At 67.1% G+C, this 13,780-nt stretch carries 14 protein-coding genes; 9 read left to right on the top strand and 5 right to left on the bottom strand.

The features are described from left to right. Position 1: 1 nt before the first annotated feature. Entirely contained in the window at positions 2-1,108 is a 1,107-nt protein-coding gene (locus tag VML93_RS20490) for an acyl-CoA dehydrogenase family protein (protein ID WP_325613488.1), read from the bottom strand. Beyond that, positions 1,105-2,181 carry an acyl-CoA dehydrogenase family protein gene (locus VML93_RS20485; RefSeq protein ID WP_325613486.1) on the bottom strand — a complete coding sequence of 359 codons (1,077 nt, stop codon included), beginning with the start codon at positions 2,179-2,181 and terminating at the stop codon, positions 1,105-1,107. The genes VML93_RS20490 and VML93_RS20485 overlap by 4 nt, the downstream gene beginning before the upstream one ends. 82 nt (positions 2,182-2,263) lie before the next feature. On the opposite strand from VML93_RS20485, the gene VML93_RS20480 reads away from it, so the two are divergent. Further along, positions 2,264-3,118, top strand: coding sequence for an LLM class flavin-dependent oxidoreductase (locus tag VML93_RS20480; RefSeq protein WP_325613485.1), 855 nt, complete (start codon positions 2,264-2,266; stop codon positions 3,116-3,118). Here VML93_RS20480 and VML93_RS20475 read toward each other — a convergent pair. Both VML93_RS20475 and VML93_RS20470 read right to left on the bottom strand, forming a co-directional pair. After that, a complete protein-coding gene (locus VML93_RS20475; protein ID WP_325613551.1) occupies positions 3,087-3,827 on the bottom strand; it encodes an SDR family oxidoreductase in 741 nt (246 codons plus the stop codon). The two genes, VML93_RS20480 and VML93_RS20475, sit on opposite strands and share 32 nt — an antisense overlap. Positions 3,828-3,832: 5 nt before the next feature. Beyond that, a complete protein-coding gene (locus VML93_RS20470) occupies positions 3,833-4,654 on the bottom strand; it encodes a FadR/GntR family transcriptional regulator (protein WP_325613484.1) in 822 nt (273 codons plus the stop codon). 108 nt (positions 4,655-4,762) lie between these two features. On the opposite strand from VML93_RS20470, the gene VML93_RS20465 reads away from it, so the two are divergent. From VML93_RS20465 to VML93_RS20430, 8 genes are all read left to right on the top strand, one after another. After that, positions 4,763-7,150 (top strand): CaiB/BaiF CoA-transferase family protein, encoded by a 2,388-nt coding sequence (locus tag VML93_RS20465; protein ID WP_414686404.1) that lies wholly within the window; start codon positions 4,763-4,765, stop codon positions 7,148-7,150. 37 nt (positions 7,151-7,187) lie between these two features. Further along, the gene (locus VML93_RS20460; protein ID WP_325613482.1) at positions 7,188-7,388 is read left to right on the top strand and encodes a ferredoxin; all 201 of its coding nucleotides are present in this window, start codon (positions 7,188-7,190) and stop codon (positions 7,386-7,388) included. Between the two features lie 56 nt (positions 7,389-7,444). Continuing rightward, positions 7,445-7,888, top strand: a complete 444-nt coding sequence (locus tag VML93_RS20455) for a nuclear transport factor 2 family protein (RefSeq protein WP_325613480.1) — start codon at positions 7,445-7,447, stop codon at positions 7,886-7,888. A gap of 208 nt (positions 7,889-8,096) precedes the next feature. Continuing rightward, complete coding sequence (locus VML93_RS20450; protein WP_325613478.1) at positions 8,097-9,221, top strand: Rieske 2Fe-2S domain-containing protein; 1,125 nt, start codon at positions 8,097-8,099, stop codon at positions 9,219-9,221. Between the two features lie 9 nt (positions 9,222-9,230). Beyond that, positions 9,231-10,826, top strand: coding sequence for an AMP-binding protein (locus VML93_RS20445; RefSeq protein ID WP_325613477.1), 1,596 nt, complete (start codon positions 9,231-9,233; stop codon positions 10,824-10,826). A gap of 60 nt (positions 10,827-10,886) precedes the next feature. Then, positions 10,887-11,315, top strand: a complete 429-nt coding sequence (locus tag VML93_RS20440) for a nuclear transport factor 2 family protein (protein WP_325613475.1) — start codon at positions 10,887-10,889, stop codon at positions 11,313-11,315. Between the two features lie 82 nt (positions 11,316-11,397). After that, positions 11,398-11,871 (top strand): FAS1-like dehydratase domain-containing protein, encoded by a 474-nt coding sequence (locus tag VML93_RS20435; RefSeq protein WP_325613547.1) that lies wholly within the window; start codon positions 11,398-11,400, stop codon positions 11,869-11,871. Further along, complete coding sequence (locus VML93_RS20430) at positions 11,868-12,308, top strand: MaoC family dehydratase (protein WP_325613474.1); 441 nt, start codon at positions 11,868-11,870, stop codon at positions 12,306-12,308. The genes VML93_RS20435 and VML93_RS20430 overlap by 4 nt, the downstream gene beginning before the upstream one ends. Here the strand turns inward: VML93_RS20430 and VML93_RS20425 are convergent. Beyond that, complete coding sequence (locus tag VML93_RS20425; RefSeq protein WP_325613473.1) at positions 12,280-13,770, bottom strand: aldehyde dehydrogenase; 1,491 nt, start codon at positions 13,768-13,770, stop codon at positions 12,280-12,282. The genes VML93_RS20430 and VML93_RS20425 overlap by 29 nt on opposite strands. Between the last annotated feature and the right edge of the window lie 10 nt (positions 13,771-13,780).

Raw genomic sequence — 13,780 nt, 5'->3', positions numbered from 1 at the left:
GTCAACCCTTCGGCAGCCCGAGCAGCCGCTCGGCGATGATGTTGCGTTGGACTTCGGAGGTGCCGCCGTAGATGGTCGCGGCGAGCGCGTCCTGGCGTTCGAACAACAAGTCCGGGTCACCAGCCGAACGCGGCCCCTGGGCGGCTGCGCTCAACTCCCAAACCCGTTGCAAGGTAACCGATCCGAGGAGCTTCATGATGTCTGCCTCCGGGCTGGGCCGTCCGGCCAGCTCGTTTCCCAACGAGCGGTATCCGGTGGCGCGCAGCGCCTCGGCATCGGCGAGCAGTGTGCCCAGTTCGGTGTAGATGTCGTCGCTGTGCTCGGCCGTAACCGCGCCGCGGACCGCGGCCAGACCACGTTTGATCTCGACCCAGTTCATGATCCAGATCATCTGGCGCTCATGATGCAACGACGACAGCGCGACGTTCCAGCCGTCGTTGCATCGGCCCAAGAGATTGGCCACCGGTACCTCGACGTCGTCGAGGAAGACCTCGCAGAACGTCTCGTCGGAGATCGACGCCATCCGGATGGGCTCGATGCGCACCCCGGGTGACTGCAGGTCGAGGATCAGACAGGAGATGCCCCGGTGTTTCGGCGCGTCCGGGTCGGTGCGGACGTACAGGGTGCACCACCGCGACAGGTGGGCCTGGGTGGTCCAGATCTTGTGGCCGTTGACCCGGAACACGTCACCGTCTCGCTCGGCGCGGGTGCGCAGTCCGGCGAAGTCCGATCCGGCTTCCGGCTCGGACATGCCCAGCGCCCACCATTCGTCGCCGCGGAGCAGCGGAACCAACAGGCGGTCGATCTGCTCGGGTGTGCCGAACTGCCGGATGCCGGGGGCGGCGACGCCGGGACCCTGAATGTTGGGCAGCTTCGGCGCGGACCGCAGCGCGCCTTCGACCCGGATTTCCATGGCGTCGCGCAAGCCCAGCGACCGGCCGCCGTGCTCGCGCGGCCAGGTGGGTTGTAGCCAACCGGCTTCGAAGGCGGCCCGCTGATAGTCCCGCCGCAGCGCGAGATCCCAACGGTATTCCCGATATTGGCGGTAGTAGTCCTTCGGCAGAAACTCGGACAACCAGGTGGCGAACTCCGTGACGATCTCAGTCATGCCGCGCCTCCGGCGAAGCGGCGGCCCACCGCGTGGTAGAGCGAGCGACTGTCTCCCAGCATCGCGGCGCCCTGCCACGCGTGCCGGACGTAGAGGTGGATGTCGTGTTCCCAGGTCTGTCCCAGCGCGCCGTGCACCTGGACCGCGGTGCGCGCACAGTTGGCCGCGGCATCTCCGGCCGCCGCCTTGGCCAGCGCGGCCGCGGTCCACGCTGCGGCGGGTTCGGTGTCGAGACTGGCTGCGGCCGCGTAGACAAGGCTGCGCGCGCGCTCCACGCCGACGTAGTTGTCGGCCAGCGCGTGTTTGATCCCCTGGAAGGCGCCGATCGGCTTGCCGAACTGATGCCGCGCTTTCGCGTGCTCGACGGAGCGGAGCAGCGCGGCGCTTGCCACCCCGACCAAGTCCGCGGCCGCGGCGACCAGCGGTGCGGCCAGCGCGGATTCGACGCTGTCGATGGACGCGACGGCCAGCGGCTCGGTGTCGATTTCGACGTCGGCCAACGGTTGTGCGGGATCAGTGGACTCACCCGCCTGGATGGTCACGCCCTGGGCGCCCTGCCCGCAGCGTGCGATCACGGCCACCGGGCCGTCGTCCGATGTGGCCAGCGTGACGATCAGCTCGGCGCGCGGCAGGTTGGGGACCGCGAGCGCACGCCCGCACAGCCGTCCGCGCTGCAGCGTCATGGCCGGCCCGGGCAGCCGCGCACCCGGGGCATGGACCGCCAGGGTTGCCACCACACCCCCGGCGATCTCGGCGAGCGCCTCATCGAAGGCCGGGCCGCAGGCGCGCAAGACCCCCGCAGCCATGCCCACGCTGCTCAGGAACGGGACGGGAGCGATGGCGGCGCCGCATTCCTCGAGCACCACCGCCAGCTCGACGGGCCCGAAATCGCCCTCCGAATCGGCCGTCGCGAGTTCGGTCCAGCCGAGGTCGACGACCGTCTTCCACAGCGTGCGCCAGTGTTCCGGGTCGGTGATCGCCTGGCGCGCGACGTCTGGCGGACACTCGGCGCGCAGGATGCCGCGCACGGTGTCGCGCAGCGCCAGCTGCTCCGAAGTCAGTCCGACATCCATAAGACCCCTAACATAATAAAAATAGTAAACTAGCGACCCGGACGCAATCGCACCCACGATCTGAGGAGACGTAGGCGGGCACATGGTGGAGTGGTATCTGTTCCTGCCGCAGGTGCGGTTGCCGGTGGCCGACTTAGTGGTGCGCGCGCGCCAAGCCGAAGCCAGCGGTTTTGACGGGTTGGCATTCATCGACCACCTCGAAGCGCCGGGGCAGCCCGGCGAAAACATCTGGGAGGCAATGAGCATTGCGACCTGGGTGGCGGCCAAGACCGAGCGGTTGAAGATCGGGCACCTGGTCCTCTGCGACGCGTTCCGGCATCCCGCCGTGCTCGCCAAGCAGGCTGTCACGCTGTCCGAGGCGTCGGGCGGCAGGTTCGAGCTCGGCCTCGGCGCGGGATCCTGGCCCGCCGAGTTCACCAGATTCGATGTCGGTCAACAGGATCCGGTGGCCCGCGTCGAACAACTCGAACGCCACCTGGAGCTGATCACGCAGTATTGGGGGGACAGCGACAAGAGCCAGGCCCCGCGGCCCACGCATCCGATACCCCTGGTGCTCGGCGGCAGCGGACGCCGGATGATGGAACTCGTTCGCAGATATGCGGATTGGTGGAACCTACAGGCCAACCACCTCGATCGGTTGCCCAAACTGGCCGCGGCGGCGGGAACCGCCCGGATATCGATTCAGCAGATGGTGGGCTTCGCCCGCGCAGGCAGCGATCCGGACACCGTGCGCGAGGTGAGCACCCGGCGCTTCGGTCACCTGGGCCCGGGGCTGGTCTGCGGTACTGCCGCCGAGTTGATCGCGCACTTCAACGGCCTGGCCGCGCAGCGGGTCGAGCGGTTCTACGTGTGGTTCGCCGACTTCGCGGCCCCGGATTCGCTGGCCGAATTCGGGGAGTCGGTGATCAAGGAATTTTCGAGCTCTGCGGGGAATTGAGCGATGCGCGCCGGCGCGCCTCGGTGGGCACGATCGGCGGGCGCGCGAAAGGCCCGCGCCGCACGGCGCTCAGCCTGATCTCCGGGAGGTCGACCGACGGGTCGACGGTGTCCAGCCAGGCCACCGCCTCGGCGACGTCGGACACCTGGATCGCGTACATCTCGAAAGGAACGTCCTGCAGCATCTCGGTTTCCACCGGTCCGGGCGTCACGATGTGCACCGCGATGCCGTCCCGGTCGACCTCGAGTGCCAGTGCGCGCGCGAACGCGTTCATGCCCGCCTTGGTCGCGGAGTAGGCGGTGCGGGCCATCATCGGCTCGTGCGCCGCGGACGACGAGATGAACACCAGCCGCGAACCCGGGCGCATCCGCGGCAACACGGCGGAGGTCACCACGAAGCAGGAGTCCAGGTTGGCCGACATGATCGTTCGCCACTGCTCGAATGTCTGCTTGCGGGCATAGGTACCGCCCAACACCCCGGCCGCGTGAACGACGAGATCGATTGCCTCCAATGTGCTTGGCACAGCGGCGAATCCGGCCGGATCGGACGCGTCAGCGACGATATAGCGCGCGCCGATCTCCTCGGCCGTGGCGCGCAGCGGACCCTCCCGCCGCGCCGTCAGAACCACGTCGTAGCCGAGCTCAGATAGCTTGCGACCGCACGCTTTTCCGATCCCACCGCTGCCGCCGGTGACCAGTGCGGTTCTCAAGAGCGTCAAGGGCGCCGGATATCGCGCGGGCGTGACAACGCCTGCGGCGACAGCGCCGTGATCCGTTGTTCGGGCCGGCCGGACAACACGTAGGTCTGGGTGTCGGCGAGGTGGCGCCCGGCGATGCGACGGGCCCGGTCGACGTCACCCTCGGCGATCGTCTCGGTGAGCTTGACGTGCGTGTTGAGTGCGGCGCGTCGCTTGGTCAGCGACGGGTAGGTGCCACGCGCCGCGCTCTCGTCGGCCCACTGCCGTTCGTGGCTGGTCCACAGCGTCTCCAAGCTGCCGACCACAGCGATGATGGTGTGGTTTCCGCAGCCCTGAACGATGAGATTATGGAATTCCCGGCCGATTTCGGTGAACAGCCGACCGTCGTCAAGGTTCTCGGCCATCGTGTCGTTGACCCGCTTGAGTTCTGGCACCAGGGTGTCCGCGCGGTCCGGCCGCTGAGCTGCCAGCGCGGCACAGGCGGGCTCGAGCTCCTGCAGCGCCATGCCCAGATCGGCGACCGCAACCGACTCGCTCTGCAGCAGCAACCCAAGCATGTAGGCCGCGCTGGTCTTCGCGGGTGCATGCACGACGGCGCCGCCCCGGTTGCCCCGCCGCACCGACACCAGTCCCTCGGTCTCCAAGATCCGCAGCGCTTCGCGCAGCGAGACCAGGCTGACGTTGAACTGCTCGACCAGCACTTCCTGGCGAGGCAGCAGATCGCCGTCGGCGAGTTCGCCGTCGATGATCTGGCGACGCAGTTCGTCGGCTACGATCTCGGCGATCCTTGGCGCCGACAACCGGCGACGGGCGTCAGGGCCGATTCCCAGAGCGGTCATCCGATCCTCGCAGGCTTGACTCGATGCGTGGCGACCCGCCGCACTTGCGATCGCCACCAGGTACTCGACTGGCTTAGCTATCTTAGCAGTAATGGTATAAATAGCCGGGTGAATCGCGGTTCCGACAGCCGGCCGACGCCGCTCGACGATTTGCGCGTGGTCGAGATCAGCGACCGGATCGCCGGCAGTTACTGCGGGAAGCTGTTGATCGACGCCGGTGCGGACGTGCATAAAATCGAACCACCGCAAGGAGATTCGCTGCGCCGGTACTCCGCTACCGGAGCACTGGTGCCAGCGCCGGGCAACGCGCCGTTGTTCAGCTACCTCAACGCGGGCAAACGCAGCCTGACGTGTCGCGCGGATTCCGATCGGTTCCGCGCCGAACTCGCCGCCGCCGACGTCGTCGTGGTCACCGCCGGCCCGTCCCGAGCGGCGTCGCTGGGCATCGATCCGCAGCGGCTGCTGGCCGATTCTCCGAACGCGGTCGTCGTCACCATCTCCGACTTCGGCTGGACGGGTCCGTATGTCGACCGCGCCGCCAGCGAGTTCACCCTGCAAGCCTGGGCCGGCTCGCCCGGTTTTCGCGGCGACCCCGCCGGCCCGCCCATCGCGATCGGCGGTGATCTGGGGGAGTACATGGGCGGCGTGTTCGCCGCGTTCGGCACGCTGGCGGTGCGCCGCCGCGTCGAGCGCGGCGGCCCGGGTGAGCACCTCGACCTGTCCATGCTCGAGGCGATCACCCTGATGCAGAGCAGCGAGTGGCTGCACTCGCAGCTCTTACAGGTACCGCCGATCCGCCGCACTCTCGAAGTGCCCTCGATCGAGCCGGCTAAGGACGGCTACGTCGGGATCACCATGGTCACCGGTCAGCAGTGGCTCGACTTCGCCGCGATGGTCGACTGCCGGCAGTTCGAGGAGATCGAACAGCTGCGGTTTCAGATAGGCCGCTGGGCCTACCGCGATTTCATTCGCGAACAGATCGGCCCGTGGATGGCCGATCGGACCGTCGAGGAGATCGTCGAGCTCGGTCAGCTGTTCCGGTTGCCGATCGCGGCACTGGGCAACGGCTCCACGATCCGCGACATGGACTACACGACCGAGCGTGGGGTGTTCGTCCGCAACCCGGCCGGCTTCCACCAGCCGCGGGCACCGTGGCTGATGTCCAGGTGTGCGCCCGCGCCGCTGCGCGACACGGCGGCCCCGGGCGCGGACAATGACGAATCGCCTTGGCGGAAAAACGAACCCGAAGCAGCACTGGCACCACCGGAGCTGCCCCTGCAGGGTGTTCGCGTCGTCGATCTGACGGCTTTCTGGGCCGGGCCGGCCGCCACCCACCTGCTGGCCGCGTTCGGTGCCGACGTCGTCAAGGTGGAGTCCATACAGCGGCCGGACGGCATCCGCTACTCGGGCGGGATGCGCAAAGACGTCGACGACTGGTGGGAGTACGGCTGGGTGTTCCACGCGATGAACACCAACAAACGTTCCGTCACATTGGATTTGGGCTCCGAAGATGGCCGTGGCCTGTTCAAGACGCTGGTCGCCGGCGCCGACGTGGTGATCGAGAACTTCTCGCCGCGGGTGATGGACCATTTCGGGCTGACCGCTGACGTGTTGCTCGAGGTCAACCCCAAGCTCGTCGTCGCCCGCATGCCGGCGTTCGGACTCGGCGGTCCGTGGCGCGAGCGGGTCGGTTTCGCGCCCACCATGGAGCAGATCGCCGGCCTGGCCTGGGTGACCGGATTACCGGAGGACCCGCCGGTGACGCCGCGTGGGGCCTGCGATCCGCTCGCCGGGGTGCACGCCGCCTTCGCGGTGGTGGCCGCCCTGCACTTCGCCGACCGCACCGGCACCGGCCAGCAGGTCGAGCTGCCGATGATCGAAACGGTGCTGAACATCACCGCGATACAGCCGATCGAGCACGAGGTTTCCGGAGTGACGTTGAGCCGACGGGGCAATCGCGGTCAGGGCCGGGCGATTCAGAACATCTACCGGTGTGCCGGTCCGGAGGATGACTGGATCGCGGTCACGGTCGCCGACGACCCACAGTGGCGCGCTCTGGTCGACCTGATGGGCCGACCGTCCTGGTGCGATGATGGTCTGCTCAGTGTCGCCGGACGGCACGAGCGGGCCGACGAAATCGACGGGCGGCTGCGGGACTGGTTCGCCGGGCAGCCGCTGGAGGCAACGGTGGAGCGGCTGGCCGGCGCGGGCATTCCCGCCGCCCCGGTGGTATCGCCGTCGCTGGCGATCGAGAATCCCCAACTGCGTGATAGGGGATTCTTCGAGCGGCTCGAGCACCCGAGCACAGGAGCCGGCTTGTATCCGTGTCCGCCGTTCGCCCGGCTGTCCGGCCAGCGCAGGTGGCTGAACCGGCCGCCGCCGCGGCTCGGCGAGCACAATGAAGAGGTGCTGCGCGATCGGTGCGGGCTCACCGGCGAAGATTTGGCACGCCTGGCAACCAACGGCGTGATAGGCACCAGGCCGGCGGGCCTGTGAAAAGTAGGCGCCTCAAAAGTGGAGGAAGGAGCAGGTCATGCGCGTGATTGTCGACGCGGACCAGTGTGAGGCCAACGGCTTCTGCGAATCGATCGCCGCGGACATTTTCGAGCTGGGCGACGCCGACTTCGTGCAGATCGCGGAGGGCTCGAAAGAACAAGTGCCGCCGGGCCGGGAGATCGACGTGCGCGCGGCGGTGGAGCAGTGCCCCAAGGCCGCGCTGAAGCTCATCGACTGACCCGGCGCCCCGCGGCGGGCCGGTCGATGTCGGCACCACGCTTTAGAGTCGACGCCGTGACATTGCGAGACATGACCAGATACGCCGCGATGCGGCCCTACTTCGAGGTTGTCGCGGAGGGCCTGAATGGCCTGGTCGGCGGGTCCGATTTTTTCGACATGCATGCGCCGGATGTGGTGGTCGAGTACATCATCACCGTGCCGGGCTACCCGCGCAGAATCGTCGGGCGCGAAGCGCTGGCCGAGCTGTACTCCGATTACGGGGAATCGATCGTTCAGAGCGGCAGCAGCGACGTCCACCGTTACTACGATCCGGAAAAGTCCGTGGTGATTCTCGAATACACCATGCACGGCACCGTGGTGAGTACCGGCGCGCCGTACCTCAACCGGTTCATCTCGGTGATCACGATCAAGGACCGCAAGATCGTGCACTGGCGCGACTACCTGGACCCGCTGGCCGTCCAAGCCGCATTCGGCACGGCCGCGCCCGGAACCGGCTGAGCGGTCTGCTCGCAAAAGCGATTGCGCCACAACGGAAATCAGACAGAGCTACCGTCATTGCCGTCATGCGCAGCCGGCTTCCTCCGGACACCGCCGCCACTCGCGTTGACGTGCAATGCTTAAAATAGTAAAAATAGACCTAGTCGTCGAACCGCGGTGAGTTAAGAGCGGCCAAGTCGCGCTCGGCCGCGCGGGAAACGGAGTTCTCGTGACGCATACGATTTCGGACCCGACCTCAGAGTCGGCAGAAGACCCCTCGGAACGGGAGTTCGGTTCCGGCATAGCGCTGTCGAAGTACCGATTCCCGACGGGCTGGTTCATCGTCGCCTTCGCCTCCGACCTGGCCCCCGGTGCGGTCAAGCGCGCGCACTACTTCGACGAGGAGTTGGTGCTGTTCCGCACCGCCTCGGGCAAGGTGCATGTGCTCGACGCCTACTGCCAGCACCTCGGCGCCAACCTGGCCGTCGGCGGCACCGTGGAAGGCGAAAACATCGCCTGCCCGTGGCACGGCTGGCAATGGCGCGGTGACGGCACCAACGCGCTGATCCCGTACAGCAAGATCGGCTGCAAGAACAACGTCCGCATCCGCACCTACCCGACCGTGGAGTGGTACGGCTTCATCCTGGTCTGGCACGAGCGTCATGGCCGGGCGCCGTACTGGCGACCGCCGGTGCTGCCCGAACTGGAGACCGACGAGTATTACCCGTTGCACCCGCACACCCGGATGCTCAACCGGGTCAAGGTGCACGCGCAGATGATCATCGAGAACGCGGCCGACCCGTACCACGTCCAGTACGTGCACAAGGCCGCCAACCCCGCCAACACCGCGTCGTTCGAGGTCTCGGGCTACCACCTGCACGCCACCGTCGACGCGCATTTCGGCGGCGGCCGGGCGCAGACCTGGTTGACGCCCAACGGGCCAGTGGACGCCAAGATCATCTACGACAACTACTCGCTGGGGCTGGGCGTCGTCCGCTTCCCGAGTGAGCTGGTGGCCACCTGCCAAGTCACCGGACAGACACCGGTCGACGAGGACTACACCGACTACTTCTACACCCAGGCTTCGATTCGCGAGCCCGGCGACACCGGCGACGCACCCACCGGGCGCGCCGCCAAATTCCTGGCGCTGCAGCAAGAGGTCATCAAGCAGGACTTCTTCACCTGGGAGAACATGAAGTACCTGGAGAAGCCGAACCTGGCTCCCGAAGAGGCACATGACTATGCCGCCCTGCGCCGTTGGGCGCACCGCTTCTACCCGGGCACGCAGCCTTCGGCCACCGACTTCGGCTACACCGCCGAGGGCGAGCCCGACCCGGCGGCGGCTCAAGCCTGAGGAAGCGTGATGCCCTCGGTGCGGAGCAAGCCCCTGGGGCCCTCCGATTTCGGCGTCGATCGTTTCACCGTGCCGGCAGTGCTGGATCGGCGCGCCGAGCAGCATCCCGACCGGGTGATGATGTCGATCGCCGGGACCGACGTGACCTTCGAGCAGATGCGGCAGCGGTCCGGCGCGGCGGCCAACCTGCTGAGGGGGCTGGGTGTCGGTCGGGGCGACTGCGTCGCGCTGTTCACCACCACCTGTCCCGAATGGGTTTACTTCTGGCTGGGCGCGGCTCGCATCGGCGCGGTGAGCGCGGCGGTGAATGCCGCCAACAAGGGCGACTTCCTGCTGCACACCCTGCGGTTGTCGAAGGCCAAGGTGATCCTCACCGACGCCGAGCGGCGCCCCCGCATCGACGAGGTTGCCGATCGGTTGGACACACTGACCAGCGTTGTGGTACAAGATGATTCGCTCGCTCAGACTCTGAACGGCCTGGTTGATCACCCGCTGGACCACGTCGGCAACCGGGGTGAGGTGGGCGCGCTGTTCTTCACGTCGGGCACGACCGGTCCGTCTAAAGCGGTCGCCACGAGCTGGCACTACCTGTTCACGGTCGCCGCGACCGCCGCGTCGGCCTGGGAGTTCGCCGCCGGCGAGGTGCTGTGGACCGCGATGCCCCTGTTTCATCTCAGCGCGGCGCCCAGTGTGCTGGCGCCGATGCTGGTTTGCGGGACAACCGTGCTGGCGGGCGCTTTTCATCCCGGCGCCGTCTGGGACGACGTGCGGGCCCACGGTGCCATCGGCTTCGCGGGTGCCGGTGCGATGGTCTCGATGCTGCAGAACCTGCCCGCCGATCCCCGTGACGCGCAGCTGCCGCTGCGGTTCATCTCGGCGGCCCCCATCGACGCGCACTCCTACCGCGACATCGAAAAGCGATACGGCTGTCGCATCGTCACGATGTATGGCATGACCGAGGCTTTTCCTCTCGCCGTCAAAAGCGTTGGGGACGAAGGGGTTCCGGGGACGTCGGGTCGGGCAAACCCGAATTTCGAGGTGCGGATCGTCGACGATGCCGGCGACCCGCTGCCCGCCGGCGCGGTGGGGGAGATCGCCTGCCGGGCCCGTTACCCACAGGTGATGAGCGCAGGTTACGTGAGTCCGGGTGAGACGCCGGGGCTGCGGGTGGAGGCGCACCCGGACTGGTTCCGCACCGGCGACCTGGGGAAGCTGGATGCTGAGCAGAACCTGACGTATGTCGACCGCGTCAAAGATTCACTGCGCAGGCGCGGCGAGAATATCTCCTCGGTCGAAGTGGAAACCGTCGTCATGCGTCATGCGTCGGTGGCCGAGGCGGCAGCGGTCGGAGTGCCCAGTGAGTTAGGTGAGGACGACATTCTGCTGGTGCTGACGCTCCGCCCCGGAGCCGAGCTGGATTGCGCAGAGCTGCTTGACTTCTGCGCTGCCCGGATGCCGTACTTCTGCGTGCCGCGATACGTCGAGACCGTGAATGAACTTCCGAAGAACGGCATCGGAAGAATACGTAAAGATTTATTGCGGAATCGAGGTCTGAATCCGGGTGCCTGGGATCGCGAAAAAAAGGGCTATATTGTCAGTCGGTAGGTTAAGTTGATGTTACGTACCTCGTTTTCTGTTTCCCTCCTAGGGTCTGGAGAGCCATAGATGACCACCATGAGCCATCAGGAACAGCAGATGCTGCAGGCCGCGACCGGCCGCGCTGCCATCCTGGATCTGAACGCCCGGCAGAACCGGGCCTACTCCAACGGTGATCTGCCTCGTTGGATCGCCACGTTCCGCCACTCCGGCGCCAGCTACACCCGCGACGGTGAGTTGTTCGAAGATCTGCGCGCGGCCTTCGACGGTGGAGACGGCCAGCGCTTGGTCACCCTCGATCACGAGATCCGTGTCGACGGGGTGAATGCCAGCCAGCGCTGTGTCGCAGTGCTTTTCGCCGCGGCATACGGCGACACTACGCTGCGGGCCACCGGGACTTTCCGGGATGAGCTGGTCTACGAGCGGGGCGGCTGGTACTTCACCTCGCGCGTACTCGCGTGGGATCAGGTGCCGAGCCGGCATCCGCTCGTCATGTGAGCGGCACCGATACGTGGAACAGGATCCCCGCAACCAGGTCGGCTATCAACTGACCTTCGGTACCTACGAGGATGCCCTGCGGATGGTCGGCGCGGCGAGCGAACCGCGCACCGCGCGGACCGCGGTCAGCGGTGCGCGAATTCAACTGTTCGCCGCGATGGTGCACGACGGCAATCGTTCATATTGGGACGCCGAGTACGCCCGGGAGAAATGGGGAGGCCTGCTGGCTCCGCCGGGCCTATTGATGGGCTGGCTTATCCCTCCGCCATGGGAGCCCGGGGGACGGGCACCGGCGGCCTCGGTTGTGCTGCGGGTGCCGTTGCCGGGCACCACTTTCATCAACGCGGCCAACGACGTTGAGTTCTTGGAGCCCATCGTCGAGGGTGATGTGCTGACCGTCGTCGAAGAGTTGGTATCGGTGTCGCCGGAAAAGCGGACCCGGTTGGGCATCGGGCATTTCGTCGAGACGCTGGAGACCTATCGTCGCCGGGACGGCGTCGTGGTGGCCAAGTGCCGGAATACCTTGTTCCGGTTCACGCCGGGAGCGCCCTCGTGACGGATCTGGACTGGAAGGCGATCGAGGTTCCCGTCGAGCTCCCCGAGGTGGTCGACCAGATCAGCTACCAGCGGGTGGTGGAGAACGCCGGAGCGACTTGGGATTACTTCCCCGGCCATTTCGATCCCGGCTATGCCCAAAGTCAGGGCAACCCCACGATTTACGTCAACACCATGCACCTGGCCGGATTCGCCGACCGCATCGCGACCGACTGGGCCGGCCCCGGCAGCCGCGTGGTGCGCCGCTCCATGCGGTTGGCCGCTTCGGTCTATGCCGGCGACACCATGGTCGGCCGGGGCCGGGCGGTGGCCAAGCGAGAAGACGCCTCGGTCGACCCGCCCCGCTACCTCGTCGACCTCCAGATCGAAATCACCAATCAGCACGGCGTCCTGTGCTGCCCGGTCGAGCTCACCCTGCAGCTGCCCCAATCTCCCTGAGAGCCGGCATCTTTCCGCTGCACACCACCGACTGCAGCTCGACGTACTCGTGCAGACCCTCCGGGCCGAACTCGCGCCCGATGCCGGACTGCTTGAAACCGCCGAACGGGCTGCTGATGTCGAGCATGTACATGTTGATCCCGTAGGTCCCGGTGCGTACGCCGGCGGCGATCTCGAGGCCGCGGGCGGTGTTGGCAGTCCAGACCGAACCGGCCAGGCCGTAGTCGCTGTCGTTGGCGATGCGGACCGCGTCTTCCTCGTCGCGGTAGCGGAGGACGGTCAACACCGGGCCGAAGATCTCCTCCCGGGCGATGCGCATGTCGTTGCCGGCGTCGGCGAACAGCGTGGGCCGCACATACCAGCCGCGCTCGGCGGGATCGTTCGAACCGCCGACGACGATGCGGGCGCCCTGCTCCTGCCCGGAGCGGATGAAGTCCTGGACGCGGCGCTGTTGGCGTTGGGCGACAAGGGGTCCGATGTCGGTCGCCTCGTCGGTGGGATCTCCGACGCGCAGGCCCGACATCAGTTCGGCGAGCGCGTCGACGACCTCGTCGTGACGTCGTTCGCTGACCAGGATGCGGGTCTGGGCGACGCAGGCCTGACCGTTGTTCATCAGCGCCGCGGTCTTCAGACCGGTCATGGTCTTGTCGATGTCGGCGTCGTCGAGGATGATCGCCGCCGACTTGCCGCCCAGTTCCAGGCTCACCCGTTTCAGCTGTTCTCCGCACAGGGCGGCGATGCGGCGCCCGGTGGCGCTGGAACCGGTGAACGCGATCTTGTCCACCCCGGGGTGGCGCACCAGCGCCTCGCCGACATCGGTCCCGCCGGGCAGCACCGAAACCACCCCTTCGGGCAGGCCGACCTGTTCGATCATCTCGGCCAACCACAAAGCGTCCAAAGGTGTTTCGGGTGCCGGCTTGAGGATCACCGGGCAGCCGGCGATCAAAGCGGGGATCAGCTTGGGCATGATCAGGCATTGCGGCACATTCCACGGCACGATCGCGCCGACCACGCCCACCGGCATGCGGCGCAGGTGGGCCTCGCCCAGTACGCCGCGCCGGCGTTCCACCCACGGGAAGTCGCGAGCGACCGCCAGCGCGAGATGGATCATCGACGCCGCGCCGGCCGCCTGGCCCAGCCTGCTGAAACTGCGCGGGGACCCCATCTCCGCGGTGATCAGGTCGGCCATCTCGTCGATGTGGCCGCCGTAGATCGAGGCGAGCTCGGCCACCTTCGCGATCCGCTCTGCGACGTCGAGTCGCGGCCAGGGCCCGTGGTCGAAGGCGTGGCGGGCGGCGGTGACGGCGTCGTCGACGTCCACGGGGCCGGCCATCTGAACGTAGCCGATGGGCTCTTCGGAGTGTGGCGAAATAACCGCGAGTTGCTGGGGGTTGGCGGGTTTGCGCCAATGTCCGCCGATGAACAGTTCGTCATAGCAGCGGTGGCCGGGATTTGCCGTCATCGGGAGTCCA

This window comes from Mycobacterium sp. (assembly GCF_035499775.1).
Taxonomy (GTDB): Bacteria; Actinomycetota; Actinomycetes; order Mycobacteriales; family Mycobacteriaceae; genus Mycobacterium.
This window is presented reverse-complemented; position numbering and strand designations above follow the sequence as displayed.

Bases quoted from the DNA above. Each gene is read 5' to 3' on its own strand.
- VML93_RS20425 (WP_325613473.1), bottom strand. From the start codon at position 13,770: ATGACGGCAAATCCCGGCCACCGCTGCTATGACGAACTGTTCATCGGC.
- VML93_RS20445 (WP_325613477.1), top strand. From the start codon at position 9,231: ATGCCCTCGGTGCGGAGCAAGCCCCTGGGGCCCTCCGATTTCGGCGTC.
- VML93_RS20435 (WP_325613547.1), top strand. From the start codon at position 11,398: ATGGTCGGCGCGGCGAGCGAACCGCGCACCGCGCGGACCGCGGTCAGC.
- VML93_RS20440 (WP_325613475.1), top strand. From the start codon at position 10,887: ATGACCACCATGAGCCATCAGGAACAGCAGATGCTGCAGGCCGCGACC.
- VML93_RS20470 (WP_325613484.1), bottom strand. From the start codon at position 4,654: ATGACCGCTCTGGGAATCGGCCCTGACGCCCGTCGCCGGTTGTCGGCG.
- VML93_RS20480 (WP_325613485.1), top strand. From the start codon at position 2,264: ATGGTGGAGTGGTATCTGTTCCTGCCGCAGGTGCGGTTGCCGGTGGCC.
- VML93_RS20490 (WP_325613488.1), bottom strand. From the start codon at position 1,108: ATGACTGAGATCGTCACGGAGTTCGCCACCTGGTTGTCCGAGTTTCTG.
- VML93_RS20460 (WP_325613482.1), top strand. From the start codon at position 7,188: ATGCGCGTGATTGTCGACGCGGACCAGTGTGAGGCCAACGGCTTCTGC.
- VML93_RS20485 (WP_325613486.1), bottom strand. From the start codon at position 2,181: ATGGATGTCGGACTGACTTCGGAGCAGCTGGCGCTGCGCGACACCGTG.